Consider the following 17,195-nt stretch of genomic DNA (forward strand, 5'->3'; position numbering starts at 1 on the left):
TTGTTGTATAATTTTATCCTCAAATCGATTCCGATTTAAGGAATTGTGCAGTCGGTCAGAAAGCGATCTGCACTTTCATGGACTTGCTGCGGTCGCCCGCCAATTCAAAGGCGGCGACGGCCTCTTCGATCCCGAAAACACCCGTCAGCAGCGGCTTCAGATCGACGTGACGCGCATTGATCAGTTCGACGGCGAGCGCAAATTCCTCGTGAAAACGGAATGTCCCGCGCATCTCGATTTCCTTCGCAACGATCATGTTCTGCGGAATGGAAACATCGCCGCCAAGGCCGAGCTGCACGAGAACAGCGCGGGGCTTGAGCGTCTCCAGGCCGGCGCGCACCGCCCGCTCATTTCCCGACGCTTCGAACATGACATCGAAATATCCCTTTTCGGCACTGTAGGCCGCGAGGTCGGAAGCATGCGTGGCAACATTGATCGTTCGATCGGCGCCGCTGGTGCGGGCAATCGCTAGAACGCTGTCGGTCACGTCGGTCGCAACGATTTCGCGGGCGCCGAGAACGCGTGCCGCAACGATCGCCAACATCCCAATGGGGCCGCAACCGGTGACCAGCACCCGTTTGCCGAGCAGCGATCCGGCGCGGTTTGCCGCATGCAACGTCACCGCAAAGGGTTCGGCAAAGGCCGCCTCATGGATGGAAATGCCGTCCGTAACCTTGTGGCACTGCCAACGCTCCGCCACCAAGCGCTGGCGAAAGCCGCCCTGAATGTGGGGCATCGGCATGGCACTGCCGTAGAACCGCATGTTGAGGCAGTGGTTTTGCTGCCCCTTCAGGCAATATTGGCAATGATTGCACGGCCGGCTCGGAGAAACTGCGACACGGTCTCCGACGGCAAGATCGGCGACGCCGGAGCCCAGCGCCTTGACCGTTCCGGCGATCTCGTGACCGAGGATCATCGGTTCGCGCAGGCGAACTGTGCCGAAACCGCCGTGATTGTAATAATGCAGGTCTGAACCGCAGATGCCGCCTGCTTCGATGGCAATCTCCACCTGCCCGGCGCCCGCAACCTCCGGCTCGCGCTCTTCGATCCTGAGATCCTTGGCGGCATGAATGACGATGGCTTTCATATCGGGATCCTCACACGACGGGAGTTGGAAGTGCGCGACCTGAAAAATGCGCAGCGAGATTGTCTCTGACCAGTTGGCCCATGGCCTTGCGGGTCTCGACGGTGCCAGAGCCGTGGTGGGGTTGCAACACGACGTTTTGGAGTGTCAGGAAACGTGCATCGATCTTGGGTTCATTCAGGAAGACGTCAAGGCCCGCAGCCTGAATAGTGCGGTCTTGAAGGGCTGCGATCAGCGTCTCTTCGTCGACGGTCGTCCCGCGCGACACGTTGATCAAGATGCCGTTCGGACCGAGCGCTTTAAGCACCTCCGCATTGATGATCTTTATGGTCGCCTCCCCGCCGGGGACGATGACGATCAGAAAATCGGCCCAAGCGGCAAGCGCGACCAGATCGGGCTCGTAGGTGTAGGCAACATCCTGGTGATCATTGCGGGCGAAATAGGAGATGTCGCAGCCGAATGCGGCCGCCCTTCTGCCGATTGCCTTGCCGATCCGCCCCATGCCGGCGATCCCCACCTTCTTGCCCGAGACGCGCGTCACCAGCGGCATGGCGGCATTGCCCCACTGGCCGGAGCGGACGAAAACATCGGCTTGAGGGACCTGCCTCGCCGTGGCAAGCAGCAGTCCAATGGCGATATCGGCGACATCTTCGGTGAGCACGTCAGGGGTATTCGTCACGCGAATGCTGTTGGCGCGGGCATAGGATAGGTCAATGGCGTCGGTGCCGACGCCGTAACAGGAGACAATTTCCAGTTTCGGCAATTGAGCCATCAGCTCTGCGGACGCTCCGAGTTCGCCCCGGGTCGCTATGGCGCGGATATCCTTGCCGACCCTGGAAATCAGCTCGTGCCGGTCTGCCGCTTCCCAGAGGCGATGGACGCGGTAGTTCGCCTCCAGGTCTACCATGTCCCATTCCGGATAAGCTCCGGCCATCAAGATTTCTACCTTAGGCATTCCGTTTCCATCCCGCATTTTGACAGTTGATTATGTTATCGATAACATATAATTCGGAAAGGCGATGTCAAGTGAGTTTCACCGTCAGCGGCAGTTGAAGCCGTCACCCGCGGCGAAACCGGAGGAGTTATTTGCATGAAGAACTTGTTCGATCTTACCGGACGGCGTGCCCTGATCACCGGCTCGAGCCAGGGGATCGGCTATGCGCTGGCCGACGGCCTGGCGAAGTATGGCGCCGAAGTCATCATCAACGGCCGCACGCCCGAAAGCGTCAACCGCGCGGTCGAGAGTCTCAAGGACCAAGGCCTGTCTGCCCATGCGGCGATCTTCGACGTGACCAGCAAGGACGCTGCCAAAGCGGGTATCGACGCAATCGAAGCCGATATCGGGCCGCTCGACATCCTGATCAACAATGCCGGCATGCAGTTTCGCACGCCGCTGGAAGATTTTCCGGCGGACAAATGGGAGCTGCTGCTGACCACCAATATTTCGAGCGTGTTCTACGTTGGCCAGGCGGCAGCCAAACCCATGATCGCCCGCGGCCAGGGCAAGATCATCAACATCGCTTCCGTTCAAAGCGAACTGGCGCGCCCCGGCATTGCTCCCTATACGGCGACCAAGGGTGCGGTGCGCAATCTGACCCGCGGCATGTGCGCCGACTGGGCCAAGTACGGTCTGCAGATCAACGCGATTGCGCCGGGCTATTTCAAGACGCCGCTCAACCAGGCGCTCGTCGACAATCCCGAGTTCTCGTCCTGGCTCGAGAAGAGGACGCCGGCCGGGCGCTGGGGCGATGTCGAGGAACTGGTCGGCGCCGCCGTTTTCCTGTCAGGCCGCGGCTCATCCTTCATCAACGGGCATACACTTTATGTCGACGGCGGCATCACGACCTGCCTCTGATAGAGACGAAGCGATGGAATTCGGGAGAAAGGCACCGCCTCTGGCGGTCGTCGTCATGGGGGTCAGCGGCTGCGGTAAATCTTCGGTTGGAGAGCATCTCGCCGCTCGAAACGGCCTGCCGTTTCTGGAGGGCGACCAGCTCCACCCGGCTCAAAACGTCGAGAAGATGGCGCAGGGCATACCGTTGACCGACGACGACCGCCTGCCGTGGCTCGACCGGATCGGCGAGGAAATAAGGACCGCGCAAGAAGTATCGCAAGGGCTGGTGATTTCCTGTTCGGCGCTGAAGAGAAGCTATCGGGACAGGTTGAGGCAAGCGGCGGACGGGCATCTCGCCTTTGTTTTCCTGGAGGGATCCCGCGACCTGCTGCTGTCGCGGATGCAGGCCCGTCAGGGCCATTTCATGCCCGCGACTTTGCTCGACAGCCAGTTGCAGACGCTGGAGCCGCCGACCGGTGAAGCTAATGTCGTGACGGTGGCGATCGATAATACGTTGGATGATATCGTGGCACTGGCTTGCAAGGGATTGAGCGGCATGGCCGTCAACGGAGGAGATTATCATGCAGGATGACTACAGAGCAGATGTCGCCGTCATCGGTGCCGGCATCATGGGAACGGCGATCGTCACCCGATTGATCGAAACGGGGCATAAGGTATCGGTCTTCGACCTGGATACCGAAAAAGTTGCGGCTTTGCAGGCCAAGGGCGCAAGCGCGGCCGGCTCCGTGGAGGAAGCGGTTTCACGGTCGGCGTTTTGCGTGCTCAGCCTCAATCACGCAAACATCGTCCGCGCTGTCGTCTTCGGTGAAAAGGGCGTTGCGGCGGCGGCGAATGCCGACAAGGTGCTGATCGATATGTCCTCGATCGACCCGGCCGACACGGCCGACATGGCGACGCGGCTGCGTCGGGAAACCGGCATGGCATGGGTGGATTGCCCGCTCTCCGGCGGCGTGCCAGGTGCGCTCAGCGGACGCCTGACGATCATGGCCGGCGGCAGCGCTGAGGATTTCGAACGGGCACGCGTGGTGATGCGGCATCTTGCCGCCAATTACACGCTGATGGGTGTATCCGGCGCGGGGCAGACCACGAAGCTGATCAATCAGCTGTTTTGCGCCGTGCTGTTTCAGGCCGTCGCGGAGGCGGTCAAGCTCGCTGAAGCCGGCGGCGTCGATCCGGCCGCCATTCCGGCCGCCCTTGCCGGCGGCAGGGCGGACAGCCGCATATTGCAGGAATTCATGACGAAATTCGCCGCTCGGGATTTCTCGCCGACAGGCAGAATCGACAACATGTTGAAGGACCTGGATTCGCTTCAGGCCTTTGCGCTCAAGACGAAGACGCCATTGCCGATGACGGGCTCGGTGGTCGAGATTCACCGCCTGCTCTGCGCTGCCGGGCTTGGGCCAAAAGACTCGGCCGAGATGATGCGCCTTCTCGATGGATTTCAGGCCGATTGACGTCAATCTCTCCGAGAAATTCGAGATCGTCATCTTTCCGCTTGACCATCCATAAATGTTATCGATAACATATGATCCATGAAAACCGCAGCTTTGGGAGGAGCCACAGTGGAAGCCAAGAGACTGCTGGAATTCCAGTCGATCACCAAGAGCTTCGGCGGCACGCAGGCGCTGCGGGACGTCTCGATCGACCTGCGCGAAGGAGAAATCCTCGCGCTGCTGGGGGAAAACGGCGCCGGCAAATCGACACTCATCAAGACGCTTGCAGGCATCTACAAGCCCGATACCGGCGACATCCTGTTTCGCGGTCAGAGCTACCATCATCGTCCCCCGAAGCCGAACGAGCGGCAGCCGGTTGCCTTCATCCACCAGGATCTCGGTTTGATCGAGTGGATGACGGTTGGCGAGAACATGGGCCTGTCGCAGGGTTTCTCGATGCGTCGCGGCCTCATCGATTGGAACAGGACGCAGGCGCGCGCCAACGAGGCCTTGAAACTGGTCGGTTGCGACTTTGACCCCACGACGCGGGTCTCGGCATTGTCGCGCACCGAAAAGTCGCTTGTCGCCATCGCCCGTGCACTTGCCGTCGAAGCCGACGTGCTGGTGCTCGACGAGCCGACGGCGAGCCTTCCCGCCGATGAAGTCGATCGGTTGTTCAATGCGATCCGTCCGTTGAAGGATCGCGGAGTCGGCATGATCTACGTTTCCCACAGGCTGGACGAAATCTTCCGGATTGCCGATCGGGTCGCCGTTCTGCGCGACGGATGCATGGTGGGACAGAAGCCCGTCAGCGAGACCACCCCCGAAGAGCTGGTGACGATGATCATCGGCCGCAGCGGCGACAGCCTCTTTTCCAAGACCGCGATCACGCCCGGCAAGGCGATCGTCAAGGTTCGCGATCTCGTCTGCGCCGGCACGGGCCCGATATCCTTCGATATCCGCGAGGGCGAGCTTCTGGGCCTGGCTGGATTGCGCGGTGCCGGCCAGGAACGGATCGGCCGCGCCCTGTTCGGTTGCGAGCCTTTCAACGGCTCGGTTCTGCTGCATGACGGGGCCCCCGACCTTTCCAGCCCACGAGGGGCAATGGCGTCGGGCATCGGCTTGATTGCCCGCGACCGGACAGAGGAATCCGTGGCGCTCTCGCTTTCCATTCGGGAAAATACCTATCTTAATCCGGGAGCCGTCGGGCGTGGGCTTTTGTCCTTCCTGTCGCCGCGCGGCGAAGCCGACCTTGCCCATAAGATCGGCCATTCCGTCGGCCTGCGGCCGAACGACCCGGATCTGCCGGTGGAGGCCCTGTCGGGCGGCAACCAGCAGAAAGTGGTCGTCGGCCGCTGGCTGGCGACCGGCCGCAAGCTGCTGGTCGCCGAAGATCCGACCGCCGGCGTCGACATCGGCGCGCGTGCGGAGATCTACCGTCTGATCACCCAGGCGCTCGAGGCCGGTCTCGCGGTTGTCGTGGTGTCGACGGACTTCGAGGAAATCGCCCATATCTGCCACCGCGCGCTGGTTTTCTCGCGCGGCAAAATCGTCAGCGAACTGACTGGAAGCGCTCTGACGACGGAGGCGGTCATCACGGCCGCATCCGCATCGGAAGCCGCTTGAGCCATCGGGAGAACAGCCATGCAATCCATTGAATCCACGGCCCTGGAGCCGACCAAGAGCGAAATGGCCGGCCTGTCCACAGGACAGAAGATCGGACGTCTGATCCCGGTTTATGGACTGGTGATCCTGACCGTCGGCCTGATCGTGATCTTCTCGATCCTTCTGCCGGATACTTTCCCGACCGTGTTGAACGTCCGCTCGATCGTGTCCGACAAGGCTATCATCGCGCTTCTGTCGCTGGCTGCGATGATCCCGATGGCATCGGGTCGCATCGATCTGACCGTCGGCTATGGCATCGTGCTCTGGCACATTCTCGCCATCAGCCTGCAGACGGCCTACGGCCTGCCCTGGCCGGTCGCGGTCGTCATCGTGCTCGCGCTCGGTGTTCTGACCGGCTGTATCAACGGTCTGCTGGTCGAGGTTGCGAAGATCGACAGCTTCATCGCGACGCTCGGCACCGGAACGGTCCTATACGCGCTCGCGCTTTGGCACACCGGCGGTCGACAGGTGGTCGGCGTCCTGCCTGAGGGTTTCTATGCGCTGAACGGCACGATGCTGTTCGGCCTTCCGATCACCGGCTTCTACGTGCTCCTGATCGCCATCTGCATGTGGATCGTGCTCGAATACCTGCCGATCGGCCGCTATCTCTACGCCATCGGCGCCAATCCGAAGGCGGCTGCCCTCAATGGCATTCCGGTCCGCAAATTCGTGATCGGCGCGTTCGTCACCTCGGGGCTGCTCGCGGCTCTGACCGGGGTCCTGCTCGCCTCGAAGCTGCGGATCGGCCAGGCGAGCGTCGGCCTCGAATATCTCCTGCCGGCGCTTGTCGGCGCGTTCCTCGGATCGACGACGATCAAGCCCGGCCGGGTGAACGTCTGGGGCACCTTGATCGGCGTCATCATCCTGGCGGTCGGAATATCAGGAATTCAGCAATTCGGCGGGTCGTTCTTCGTCGAACCGCTGTTCAACGGCGTGACCCTGCTGATTGCCATCGGCATAGCAGGTTACGCCCAGCGCAAGCGCGGAGCTGTGAGGAGGATCACACCCGCATCCAAATGAGGATGCCGGCTGATCCCGGCATTTCATAACAAACAAAATGGAGGAGTGAACATGAAGCGCAGAACGTTATTGCAGGCAACGGTCGCAACCGTCGCCGTTATGCTCAGCATGCCGGCATTGGCCGATTCGATGGCCGACGCCAAGGCCATAGTCGAAAAGTATGCTTCCAAGGTGAACGCCTGGGATGGCCCGACGAGCGGCCCCAAGGGCGCTGCCGGAAAGAACATCGTCATTCTTGCCGGTGATATGAAAAACGGCGGCATCCTCGGCGTGGTCAATGGCGTTCAGGAAGCGGCGGGCGCGCTCGGCTGGACGGTGAAGGCGCTTGACGGCGCCGGTTCGATCGGCGGACGGACCGCGGCCTTCGGCCAGGCCATGGCGCTGAAGCCGGATGGCATCATCATCAACGGCTTTGACGCGGTCGAACAGAAGCCGGCGATGGAAGCGGCCAAGGCTGCCGGCATTCCGATGGTTTCCTGGCACGCCGCCTCGGCGGTCGGTCCGGTTCCCGAAGTCGGTGTCTTCGCAAACGTGACCACCGATGCGATGGAAGTGTCGAAGTCGGCGGCGGATTGGGCCTTTGCCGATGCCGGCGGCAAGCCGGGCGTCATCATCTTTACCGACTCCACCTATGCGATCGCGATTGCCAAGGCCGATCGCATGAAGAAGGAGATCGAGGATCTCGGCGGTACGGTGCTCGAATATGTCGACACGCCGATCGCCGAAACCTCCCAACGCATGCCGCAGCTGACCACATCGCTTCTGCAGAAGTATGGTGCGAAGTGGACGCATTCGCTGGCGATCAATGACCTCTACTACGACTTCATGGGACCTTCGCTCGCTTCGGCCGGCATTGCCGGTGATGGAAAACCGGTGAACGTCGCAGCCGGCGACGGTTCGGAGAGCGCCTATCAGCGTATCCGCGCGAAACAGTTCCAGGCCGTCACGGTCGCCGAGCCGCTCAACCTCCAGGGCTGGCAGCTCGTCGACGAACTAAACCGCGCCTTTGCGGGCGCCCCATGGTCGGGCTACGTGTCGCCGCTGCATGTGGTGACCAGCCAGAACGTCGAGTTTGACGGTGGGCCGAAGAACAGCTTCGACCCCGACAACGGTTATCGCGATCAATACAAGAAAATCTGGGGCAAATAACCCTCTCAGTCAGGGCGTATCGATCGATATGCCCTGACCTCCTGACAACATACCAACATCGATCCAGCTCCGGCGAGTTTTGGAAAAGAGAACCTATGATCATTCGTTATGCTTTGTTTGAAGGCGAAATCCATCCCGGCAGAGAAGCGGAATTCCGCGAATTCGTGCGGCAGCGGCTCGTCCCTCTCTGGACGAAATTTCCGGGCGCCGAGGAAATCCGGGTGCTGGATGGAATGGAGCGCGACGAAGGCGCCCCGATCTATGCCATGGCGCTCGCCATTCGTTATCCCGATATGGATACGGTGAACGCGGCACTTCTCTCCGATGTGCGGTCGCAGAGCCGCGAGGTCACCGGCGAACTCCTGCAGCTCTTTACCGGCAAGGTGCACCATCACGTATTCGCGGCCAACGAATATGCACCGTATATTGCCTGACATAAGGCGATCCCGACGTCCGTGACGGCTTGGGCGACTGCTTCGGTCCGCTGCCCGGCTTAAACAAAAGTAAGGGTTTGAACAAAGACCCGGAAAGCGCCCGCGGACGAGCCTCCCGGGCGCTTTTTCACGTCTGGTGCGCCGAGCATCCTCGGGCGCGCCGGATGCGTTCGTTCCGGTTGCCCGACTTTTGAGGACAATTTTCCCTCTGCGCCACTTTCATTAAACTAAATAGTCTATCGAATTAGTGGATTATATTCCATCTTACCGTGCATCGCTCCTGCAATCAGCAATCCGAAACGGGAAGATCGACGATGACATTGGCAAAGACATTCAAAATTGCGTTGTTCAGTCTGCTTGGTCTCAGTGCCATTCACGGTCCGGCGGCAGCCCAGGCAGACGCTCCCCTGCTTCCCAAAGTGCCGCCGGGCACGGTGCTGACGATCGGCGATCCGGTCACGCAGAAAGCGCTCGAAGTGTCCGGCCTGGGCAAGGAGCTCAGTTTCGAGGTCAAATGGGCCAATATCAGCGGCGGGCCGCAGACGTCGGAAGCTTTCCGCGCCCATGCACTCGATGTCGGGTCGGTGGCCGAGATCCCTTCGATCTTCGCCAACTGGAACAATCTGCCCGTCCGCAACATCGCCTATCGCGAACGCCGTGACCCGATCGCCAATCCGATCTACCGCTTCGGCATCGCGCCAGGCGCGGCGGTCAAGACGCTGGCGGATTTCCGCGGCAAGCGCATCGCTTTTAGCCCGGGACAGGCCCAGGGCACGCTCGTTCTGCGTGCCCTCAATGCCGCAGGCTTGAAGAGCGGCGACGTCACTCTGGTGGAGCTGCCGAGCACCAGCGACGTCTACCCGAAGGCATTGGCGAGCAAGCAGGTCGACATCGCGCCGCTCGGCGGCGTCTACATCAGGCGCTACATCACCCAGTACGGACCTGATGGCGCGACCCTCGTGGAACATGGCCTGCGCGATGATCCGAGCCATCTTTATGCGCCGCAATGGGTTCTGGACGATCCCGCCAAGGCGGCAGCTCTCGCCGAATATGTCGGCCTGTGGGCACGCGCCACCGAATGGGTGAACCGGAACCCGGATCTCTGGATCAAGGAATACTACGTCGGTCAGCAGGGGTTGAGCCAGGAGGACGGGGAATATCTCGTCAAGCTGACCGGCGAACAGGTCGTTCCCAGCGATTGGAGCGAAGTGAAGAAGCGCCACCAGGAAACCATCGACCTGCTGGCAGCCGAGCTCGGCTACAAGCCCTTCAATGTGGAGCAGATTTTCGACAATCGCTTCGAAAAGCTCGGCGCCGCGGCTTTGGCCAAGAGCCAGTAACGCTCGACACCCCTTCGGAGAGGAGATTTGAAGCATGGCCACCACTTGGGATGCAGATGAGGCGAAACTGTCGCGGTCGTCCGGCGGTAGAATTGTGCGGGCAGGTTCTCGCCTCGTAAGACCGGCTGGCTCCGCGGGCCCCCGCGCCCGGGGCAGGCTGGGTCCCGGACCCGCGATCCCTTTCGGGTTGCAGATCGGGCCGGTATTGCTCGTCTTGACCTGGGTCGTCGGCTCGGCGCTCGGATGGATCGATCCGCGGATCCTGTCGGCGCCGTGGACGGTGGTCGAGGCTTTCGCAAGGCTCATAGAGCAGGGTCGCCTGCAGGACAATTTCGTGACGTCGGCGACGCGCGCCCTGCTCGGCCTCAGCATCGGATTGCTCATAGGCACGATCCTGGCGGTTATCGCCGGCCTTTCCCGGATCGGCGAAGCCCTGATCGACGGGCCGGTCCAGATCAAGCGCGCGATACCGACGCTGGCCCTGATCCCCTTGCTGATCCTGTGGTTCGGCATCGGCGAGGGCATGAAGGTTACGACCATCGCGCTGGCCGTGATCGTGCCGATTTACATCCACACGCACAATGCGCTCCGCAGCATCGACAGCCGTTATGTCGAGCTGGCCGAGACCCTGCGGATGAGCCAGAAGGACTTCATCCTTCAGGTCGTGCTGCCGGGCGCCTTGCCGGGTTTCCTTCTGGGTCTGCGGTTTGCCGTCACCCTCTGCTGGGTTTCCCTCGTCGTGGTCGAGCAGATCAACGCCACCAGTGGGCTCGGTTATATGATCGATCTTGCCCGAAATTACGGGCAGACCGACGTCATTCTCGTCGGCCTGGTGGTCTATGTGCTGCTCGGTCTCGTCTCGGACGGTCTCGTCCGCCTCATCGAACAGAGGGCCCTCTCATGGCGCCGCACCCTGGCAAACTGAAGCCCGCAACCAAGGCCGTCCACGTGCGAGACCTCGCACGGCGGTTTGCGACGAAGACGATCCTCGACGGCGTCGATCTCGATATTGAGGAAGGCGAGTTCGTCGCTCTGCTTGGCCGCAGTGGCTCCGGCAAAAGCACGTTCCTCAGAGCTCTTGCCGGTCTCGATCATGGTGTCGAGGGAACCGGTACCCTCGAGACGCCGGAGAGCCTTTCGGTGGTTTTCCAGGACGCCCGCCTGCTGCCCTGGCGCACCGTCATCCAGAACGTCACGCTCGGCTTGACCGGCGCCTCCGGCCAGGAAGCCGGACGGAAGGCTTTGGCGGAAGTCGGACTTGCAGGCCGGGAAACGGCGTGGCCGAACCAGCTTTCGGGTGGCGAGCAACAGAGGGTCGCGCTTGCCCGTTCGCTAGTGCGCGAGCCGGCCCTGCTTCTCGCAGATGAGCCGTTCGGCGCGCTCGACGCGCTGACCCGGCTGAAAATGCACGATCTGCTGCGGGAGTTGTGCGCAAGACACCGTCCTGCCGTGCTGCTCGTCACCCACGACGTCGATGAGGCGATTTCGCTGGCGGACCGGATACTGGTCCTCGACGAAGGGCGCCTCATCGAGGATCTCAAGATCGATCTGCCGACGCCGCGCGATCACGGCGATCCGCGCTTTGCGCAATTCCGAATCCGCCTCCTCAGCCGGCTCGGGGTCGAGCTTCCGGGCCGCAAGGCCGCCTGACATCAGCAACAGTTCAATTTGATCCTAGGGATAAGCCAATGAGCACATCGAAACGGCAAATGCGGCTTGGCGCTTTCATCATGGCCACCGGCCATCATATCGCCGCCTGGCGCCATCCGGAGGCGCAGGCCGATGCCGGCCTCAATATCGATCATTACCGCGAACTCGCGCAGACAGCCGAACGCGGCAAATTCGATCTCGTCTTCGTCGCCGACAGCCCGGCGGGATGGGACCGCGCCAAGGACCACGAAGCGCTTCGTCGCACTGCCCAGGGCGCGCATTTCGAGCCGCTGACCCTCTGGGCGGCCCTCTCCCAGGTGACCAAACATATCGGCTTCGTCGCCACGGCATCGACGACCTACGAGGACCCCTACCTTCTCGCCCGCAGGTTTGCGTCGCTGGACTATATCTCCAAGGGTCGTGCGGCATGGAACGTCGTCACGACAGGTGCGGATGTTTCGAAGAATTTTTCAATCGCAGGCCATCCCGCCCATGCCGATCGTTATGAGCGAGCCGAGGAATTCGTCGACCTGGTGAAGGGACTGTGGGATTCTTACGAAGACGACGCCTTCATCCGCGACAAGGAAAGCGGGGTCTATCTCGATCCCGACAAGGTGCATCTCGTCGATCACAAAGGCAAGTTCTTCTCGGTGGCGGGTCCGCTCAACGTCGGCCGCCCGGTTCAGGGCTACCCTGTCATCGTGCAGGCCGGCGCATCGGAACCGGGACGCGAACTTGCCGCCCGCACGGCCGAGATGATCTTTACCGCCAACCAGACCTTCGAGGATGCGCAGGAATTCTATTCCGACGTCAAGGGGCGGCTCGCCCGCTATGGACGCCGGCCGGACGAACTGCTGATCAGTCCCGGCATATTCCCGGTTCTCGGCGGGACGGAAGCGGAAGCCCAGGCGAACTACGACCATATCCAATCGCTGGTTCATCCCTCCATCGCCTGGAATATCCTTGCCCGCCACTATAAGGGCATCGACCTTTCCGGCTACTCGCTAGATGATGCCGCCCCTCCCCTGCCCGAAAATACCGAACTCAACAAAAGCCGCCTCAAGCTGGTCTCCGATCTGGTATCGCGCAACAATCTGACGCTGCGCCAGTTTTATCTGGCGGTCGCCACCGCTCGTGGCCATCGGACGGTTGTGGGAACACCCGAGCAGATCGCTGATGCGATGCAGAGCTGGTTCGAAAACGGTGCTGCCGACGCCTTCAACATCATGCCGCCGATCCTGCCCACCGCCTTGACCGATTTTGTCGATCAGGTCGTGCCGATCCTGCGCAAACGCGGCCTGTTCCGGCACGAATACGAAGGCACGACACTGCGGGAGAACCTGGGCCTCCAACGCCCGCCGAATGGCTTTGTGGTTCAGGCGGGGCAGCAGCAGGTGCAGGTGGCCGTATGATCTCTTGAGGGGCTTTCCTCCCCTCGTCTTGTTCCAATCACACACAGAACCGCAGCATCGCATGAGCAATAATTCCGAATTTCTCTGGTATATTCCCAACGACGTCAAAGCCGGCCATCGCGGCGATTCCGCCGTCGAGAACCACAACAGCCTGGACACGCTGACCAGCCACGCAATGGCGCTGGAGGAATATGGCTGGAAGGGCGCGCTCATCGGCACCGGTTGGGGCCGCCCCGACACGTTCACCGTCGCGGCCTCGCTCGCCGCCCGGACGACTACCTTCGAACCGCTCATTGCGATCCGTCCCGGCTATTGGCGACCGGCGAATTTCGCTTCCGCGGCGGCGACGCTGGACCATCTGACCGGCGGCCGCGTGCGGATCAACGTCGTATCGGGCAAGGACAACTTGCCCGCCTACGGCGACAGCGAGGGCGATCAGGCACACCGCTATGCCAGGACCAAGGAGTTTATGCGGCTGGTCCGCAGATTGTGGACCGAAGAAAACGTCACATCCGCGGGCGAGAACTTCCGGGTCGCTGAATCCACCGTGGTGCCGCGCATCCAGGTCCGCGACGACCGTCGGCACCCCAAATTCTATTTTGGCGGCGCTTCGCAGGCGGCCGAACGGGTGGCCGCGACCGAGGCCGATGTCCAGCTCTTCTGGGGTGAGCCGCTCGACGGTGTCCGCGAACGGATCGCGCGGCTCAAGGCGTTGAGCCGGGAGCTGGACCGCGACCTCCCGCCGCTGGAATTCGGACTGCGAATAACGACTTTGGTCCGCGACACCACCGAACAGGCCTGGGCCGATGCCGAGGCGAAGGTCGCCGAGATGGCGAGAAGCAAGGGCAGCGGCTGGCATGATCACCAACGGGCGCTCGCCGTCGGCCAGCAGCGGCTGCTCGATCTGCATGAGCGCGGCGAAGTCCTCGACGACAACCTCTATACCGCGCCGGGCAAATTCGGCGGCGGCGGCGCCGGCACCACCTGGCTGGTCGGCTCGGCGGAGGACGTCGCCCGCTCGCTGCGCAAATACCAGGATCTCGGCGTCACCCAGTTTGTGCTGTCCGACACGCCCTATCTCTCCGAAATCAAACGGCAAGGCGATCAGCTTCTTCCGCTGCTGCGCGGCTGAAACCGCAGCAGCGGCGCTCCGGTACCGCCGCTGCAATTCATGCCTATTGGCGAGGCCGTTCAGAGCGGCGCGCAGTTCGCGGGCAAGCCGCCGAACCTTGTTGTTTGGGCGAGATGGGAGATTTCGCAACCACGGGGAGAGCGCTCGTCCAATCGCCCATCCGAAAAGCGCAAATGCTATCCAGATAGAGCGCCATAGCTTGCTCCGTCGGCTCCGTTTACACTCTCTAAAATATATTACTCTAATTTTTTAGGTATCGGGCCGACGTTCTTGAGAACTGTCACCTCCGCCATGATGGCGGGCCAGGCACCCGAATTTCGCATGAAATCGGCTTTTATTGCTTTGACGGATGTCCCGTATCTCAAGCGCGATTCCGGGCACAGGGTGCCCGTCGGCTGCCGAGACATTCTTCCAACAAAGCTCACCGCGGGGGAGAGTGCATATGAAGAATATCATGAGTTTCGGGGTTGTGGCGCGCTTGGCGCTTGGCTTCGGCGTTCTCCTCTTGCTGATGGTCGGCTTGACCATCTATTCGACGGAAGAAGTTGCGCAGATCAACGATAAACTTGGAGCGATCAACGACGTCAATAGCGTGAAGCAGCGGTTTGCCATCAACTATCGCGGCAGCGTCCATGATCGGGCGATTGCCATCCGTGACGTCACTCTGGTGACCTCTCCCGATGAACGGAAGACGGCCGAGGCATTGATCGAAAAGCTGGCAGCCTCTTACGCCGAGAATGAAAAGCGCATGGCGGATATGGTTGCATCTCCGGCCGGTGCGACGGAACAGGAAAAGACCATCCTCGGCGAGATCGCAGACATCCAGGCGAAGACCAATCCATTGGTCGCCCAGATCATTGCGCTGCAGGAGAAGGGCGACGGCGAGGCCGCCCGCAAGATCCTGCTCGAACAGGCGCGGCCGGCCTTCGTTGCCTGGCTCGGCGCCATTAACAAATTCATCGACTATCAGGAGGCGCTGAACAAATCGATCGGCGGCGAGGTTCGCAGCATGGCAAGCGGCTTCAAGCCATTCGCCCTGACCGCGCTTGGCATTGCGGCCATTCTTTCACTGGTTGCCGCCGCCGTGACCGCACGCACGATCGTCGGCCCGCTGGCGAAACTTCAGCTTTCGCTGAAAGCAATGGCCGACGGTAATCTCGACGGCGATCGCCGCCTCGAAGAGCGCGGCGATGAGATCGGCAAGCTCGCACGGGCGGTGGCCGGGCTGCGCGATGCAATTTCGGCAAAGGCAGAACGGGAAGCCGACGCGGAGGCGAAGCGCGCCGTGTCGGAGCGGCATCGGCTCGAGCAGGATGCCGATGAACGCCGCACCCTTGCCGAGCAGACGGACAAGGCTGTCGGCCAGCTTGGCGATGCGCTGCAGGCGCTGGCTGACGGCGACCTTACACAGCAGATAGGCACTCCGTTCATTCCCTCCTTGGAAAAGCTCAGAGCCGACTTCAATTCTGCGGTCGAAAAGCTCCGTGCCGCCATGCAGAAGGTTGCGCAGAACGCCAGCGCCATCGCCGCCGGTGCACAGGAGATCCGCTCCGCCTCGGACGATCTCGCCAAGCGGACCGAACAGCAGGCAGCCTCGGTCGAGGAAACCGCCGCTGCCCTGGAAGAAATTACGACCACCGTTGCCGACTCGAGCAACAAGGCTCAGGAAGCCGGCCAGCTCGTTCGCAAGACGAAGGACAGTGCCGAACGCTCGGGCAGCGTCGTTCGGGATGCGGTCGATGCCATGGGCAAGATCGAATCCTCCGCCACCGAAATCGGCAGCATCATCGGTGTCATCGATGAAATCGCCTTCCAGACCAATCTGCTGGCGCTGAATGCCGGTGTCGAAGCCGCACGTGCGGGTGAGGCTGGCAAGGGCTTTGCGGTCGTGGCTCAGGAAGTGCGGGAATTGGCGCAACGTTCCGCCAAGGCGGCCAAGGAAATCAAGGAACTCATCAACGCTTCGAACGGTCACGTCAAAAGCGGTGTGGCCCTGGTTGGCGAGACCGGAAAGGCGCTGAAGGAGATTGCCGAGCAGGTGCAGCAGGTCGACGGCAATGTGGGCGCCATCGTCGGCGCTTCGCAAGAGCAGGCGACGGGATTGAAAGAGATCAATACCGCCGTCAACAGGATGGATCAGGGAACGCAGCAGAACGCCGCCATGGTGGAAGAAGCCACAGCGGCGGCCCACAACCTCGCAAAGGAAGCCGATGCGCTGTTCCAGCTGCTGGGCCAGTTCAACATTGGCGGAGTGGTGGCACCGAAGCGCGTAGCGCAGCCGGCTGCCGCGGCGCCGCATGCTCAACCGGCGCCCTCGCCTGCGCGCCAGATGATTGCCAAAGTGGGCAAATCGTTCCAGACGAACGGGAATGCAGCAGTGGCCGGTGATTGGGAAGAGTTTTAAGGCGCCCTGATCTCTTTCCAGCCTCCGCTGAGAAAGCAAAAGCGGCATAATTTTGCGAAGGGCAGCGTTTGCTGCCCTTCGCATTTTCGGCCCAAAGAAGGTGAGCATGATGTTGTCCGAAAGCCGCTCACACTTTTCGGCATCATGCTCTAGTCCAGGGGCACGAACAGGCCGAGCTTGACGTCCCGCAGCACCACATTCGTATGCATGCGGCGGATCTGCGGATTGTCAGCCATGATCAGTGCGGCGATGTCGTCATAATGCTCGACGTCGCGGGCGGTGACGATCGCGATCAGATCGACCGCACCTGTGACGTAATAGACCTGCTGGATGTGATCCTGCTTTTCCGCCCAGAGGCGGAACTTCGCCAGCGCGTCGTAATTGTCCCGCTCGATCTCTATCCCGACGATGAACACCATTGCTGTGCCCGTCGCCTTGCGGTCGACGACGGCCACCTCCGCCCTGATGATCCCTTCCTCGCGCAGCCGCTTCAACCGCCTCTGCACGGCCGAGACCGACAGTCCGATCCGTTCGGCAATCGTTTCGGCTTTCAGCTGGCAGTCGCGCTGAACGATATCGAGAATGTCACGGTCAAAACGATCCAGCTGTTCCATTGT

At 61.5% G+C, this 17,195-nt stretch carries 16 protein-coding genes; 13 read left to right on the forward strand and 3 right to left on the reverse strand.

The genetic code is table 11. The features are described 5' to 3' along the window. Positions 1–55 precede the first annotated feature (55 nt). Together HFO71_RS30090 and HFO71_RS30095 are read right to left on the reverse strand one after the other, a co-directional pair. Positions 56–1,087, reverse strand: coding sequence for an L-idonate 5-dehydrogenase (locus HFO71_RS30090; RefSeq protein WP_221968767.1), 1,032 nt, complete (start codon positions 1,085–1,087; stop codon positions 56–58). Positions 1,088–1,097: 10 nt separating this feature from the next. After that, positions 1,098–2,039, reverse strand: coding sequence for a 2-hydroxyacid dehydrogenase (locus HFO71_RS30095; RefSeq protein WP_221968770.1), 942 nt, complete (start codon positions 2,037–2,039; stop codon positions 1,098–1,100). 135 nt (positions 2,040–2,174) lie between these two features. Between HFO71_RS30095 and HFO71_RS30100 the strand changes: the two genes are divergently transcribed. The 13 genes from HFO71_RS30100 (at position 2,175) to HFO71_RS30160 (ending at position 16,578) form a co-directional block, all read left to right on the forward strand. Continuing rightward, positions 2,175–2,939, forward strand: a complete 765-nt coding sequence (locus HFO71_RS30100) for an SDR family oxidoreductase (protein ID WP_221988813.1) — start codon at positions 2,175–2,177, stop codon at positions 2,937–2,939. 13 nt (positions 2,940–2,952) lie between these two features. After that, positions 2,953–3,510, forward strand: a complete 558-nt coding sequence (locus tag HFO71_RS30105; protein WP_207160166.1) for a gluconokinase — start codon at positions 2,953–2,955, stop codon at positions 3,508–3,510. Next, a complete protein-coding gene (locus tag HFO71_RS30110; protein ID WP_207160027.1) occupies positions 3,500–4,393 on the forward strand; it encodes an NAD(P)-dependent oxidoreductase in 894 nt (297 codons plus the stop codon). The genes HFO71_RS30105 and HFO71_RS30110 overlap by 11 nt, the downstream gene beginning before the upstream one ends. A 108-nt stretch (positions 4,394–4,501) precedes the next feature. Then, entirely contained in the window at positions 4,502–5,998 is a 1,497-nt protein-coding gene (locus HFO71_RS30115) for a sugar ABC transporter ATP-binding protein (protein WP_221968773.1), read from the forward strand. Between the two features lie 18 nt (positions 5,999–6,016). Beyond that, positions 6,017–7,057: an ABC transporter permease gene (locus tag HFO71_RS30120; RefSeq protein ID WP_077980844.1), complete on the forward strand. Its 1,041-nt coding sequence runs from the start codon at positions 6,017–6,019 to the stop codon at positions 7,055–7,057. A 51-nt stretch (positions 7,058–7,108) separates the two neighbouring features. After that, entirely contained in the window at positions 7,109–8,206 is a 1,098-nt protein-coding gene (locus HFO71_RS30125; RefSeq protein ID WP_221968775.1) for an ABC transporter substrate-binding protein, read from the forward strand. A 95-nt stretch (positions 8,207–8,301) separates the two neighbouring features. Beyond that, the gene (locus HFO71_RS30130) at positions 8,302–8,640 is read left to right on the forward strand and encodes a hypothetical protein (protein ID WP_077980845.1); all 339 of its coding nucleotides are present in this window, start codon (positions 8,302–8,304) and stop codon (positions 8,638–8,640) included. 314 nt (positions 8,641–8,954) lie between these two features. Beyond that, entirely contained in the window at positions 8,955–9,980 is a 1,026-nt protein-coding gene (locus HFO71_RS30135; protein ID WP_221968778.1) for an ABC transporter substrate-binding protein, read from the forward strand. A 34-nt stretch (positions 9,981–10,014) separates the two neighbouring features. Beyond that, on the forward strand, positions 10,015–10,905 hold the full coding sequence (locus HFO71_RS30140) for an ABC transporter permease (protein ID WP_131641935.1): 891 nt from the start codon (positions 10,015–10,017) through the stop codon (positions 10,903–10,905). Further along, a complete protein-coding gene (locus HFO71_RS30145; protein WP_077980848.1) occupies positions 10,881–11,630 on the forward strand; it encodes an ABC transporter ATP-binding protein in 750 nt (249 codons plus the stop codon). The genes HFO71_RS30140 and HFO71_RS30145 overlap by 25 nt, the downstream gene beginning before the upstream one ends. 38 nt (positions 11,631–11,668) lie before the next feature. Beyond that, a complete protein-coding gene (locus HFO71_RS30150; protein WP_221968780.1) occupies positions 11,669–13,042 on the forward strand; it encodes an LLM class flavin-dependent oxidoreductase in 1,374 nt (457 codons plus the stop codon). A 61-nt stretch (positions 13,043–13,103) separates the two neighbouring features. Further along, on the forward strand, positions 13,104–14,174 hold the full coding sequence (locus HFO71_RS30155; RefSeq protein ID WP_221968782.1) for an LLM class flavin-dependent oxidoreductase: 1,071 nt from the start codon (positions 13,104–13,106) through the stop codon (positions 14,172–14,174). A gap of 442 nt (positions 14,175–14,616) precedes the next feature. Beyond that, positions 14,617–16,578, forward strand: a complete 1,962-nt coding sequence (locus HFO71_RS30160; RefSeq protein WP_221959732.1) for a HAMP domain-containing methyl-accepting chemotaxis protein — start codon at positions 14,617–14,619, stop codon at positions 16,576–16,578. Positions 16,579–16,727: 149 nt separating this feature from the next. On the opposite strand, the gene HFO71_RS30165 is transcribed toward HFO71_RS30160, so the two are convergent. Then, positions 16,728–17,192: an Lrp/AsnC family transcriptional regulator gene (locus tag HFO71_RS30165; RefSeq protein ID WP_221959731.1), complete on the reverse strand. Its 465-nt coding sequence runs from the start codon at positions 17,190–17,192 to the stop codon at positions 16,728–16,730. Positions 17,193–17,195: the final 3 nt, after the last annotated feature.

Origin of the sequence: Rhizobium laguerreae (assembly GCF_019778565.1) — a bacterium.
In the GTDB taxonomy this organism is placed as follows: Bacteria; Pseudomonadota; Alphaproteobacteria; order Rhizobiales; family Rhizobiaceae; genus Rhizobium; species Rhizobium laguerreae.

Excerpts from the sequence above, each read along its gene's own strand:
- HFO71_RS30165 (WP_221959731.1), bottom strand. The coding sequence starts at position 17,192 with ATGGAACAGCTGGATCGTTTTGACCGTGACATTCTCGATATCGTTCAG.
- HFO71_RS30090 (WP_221968767.1), bottom strand. The coding sequence starts at position 1,087 with ATGAAAGCCATCGTCATTCATGCCGCCAAGGATCTCAGGATCGAAGAG.
- HFO71_RS30100 (WP_221988813.1), top strand. The coding sequence starts at position 2,175 with ATGAAGAACTTGTTCGATCTTACCGGACGGCGTGCCCTGATCACCGGC.
- HFO71_RS30095 (WP_221968770.1), bottom strand. The coding sequence starts at position 2,039 with ATGCCTAAGGTAGAAATCTTGATGGCCGGAGCTTATCCGGAATGGGAC.
- HFO71_RS30135 (WP_221968778.1), top strand. The coding sequence starts at position 8,955 with ATGACATTGGCAAAGACATTCAAAATTGCGTTGTTCAGTCTGCTTGGT.
- HFO71_RS30160 (WP_221959732.1), top strand. The coding sequence starts at position 14,617 with ATGAAGAATATCATGAGTTTCGGGGTTGTGGCGCGCTTGGCGCTTGGC.
- HFO71_RS30120 (WP_077980844.1), top strand. The coding sequence starts at position 6,017 with ATGCAATCCATTGAATCCACGGCCCTGGAGCCGACCAAGAGCGAAATG.
- HFO71_RS30150 (WP_221968780.1), top strand. The coding sequence starts at position 11,669 with ATGAGCACATCGAAACGGCAAATGCGGCTTGGCGCTTTCATCATGGCC.
- HFO71_RS30145 (WP_077980848.1), top strand. The coding sequence starts at position 10,881 with ATGGCGCCGCACCCTGGCAAACTGAAGCCCGCAACCAAGGCCGTCCAC.
- HFO71_RS30155 (WP_221968782.1), top strand. The coding sequence starts at position 13,104 with ATGAGCAATAATTCCGAATTTCTCTGGTATATTCCCAACGACGTCAAA.
- HFO71_RS30130 (WP_077980845.1), top strand. The coding sequence starts at position 8,302 with ATGATCATTCGTTATGCTTTGTTTGAAGGCGAAATCCATCCCGGCAGA.
- HFO71_RS30105 (WP_207160166.1), top strand. The coding sequence starts at position 2,953 with ATGGAATTCGGGAGAAAGGCACCGCCTCTGGCGGTCGTCGTCATGGGG.
- HFO71_RS30110 (WP_207160027.1), top strand. The coding sequence starts at position 3,500 with ATGCAGGATGACTACAGAGCAGATGTCGCCGTCATCGGTGCCGGCATC.
- HFO71_RS30125 (WP_221968775.1), top strand. The coding sequence starts at position 7,109 with ATGAAGCGCAGAACGTTATTGCAGGCAACGGTCGCAACCGTCGCCGTT.
- HFO71_RS30140 (WP_131641935.1), top strand. The coding sequence starts at position 10,015 with ATGGCCACCACTTGGGATGCAGATGAGGCGAAACTGTCGCGGTCGTCC.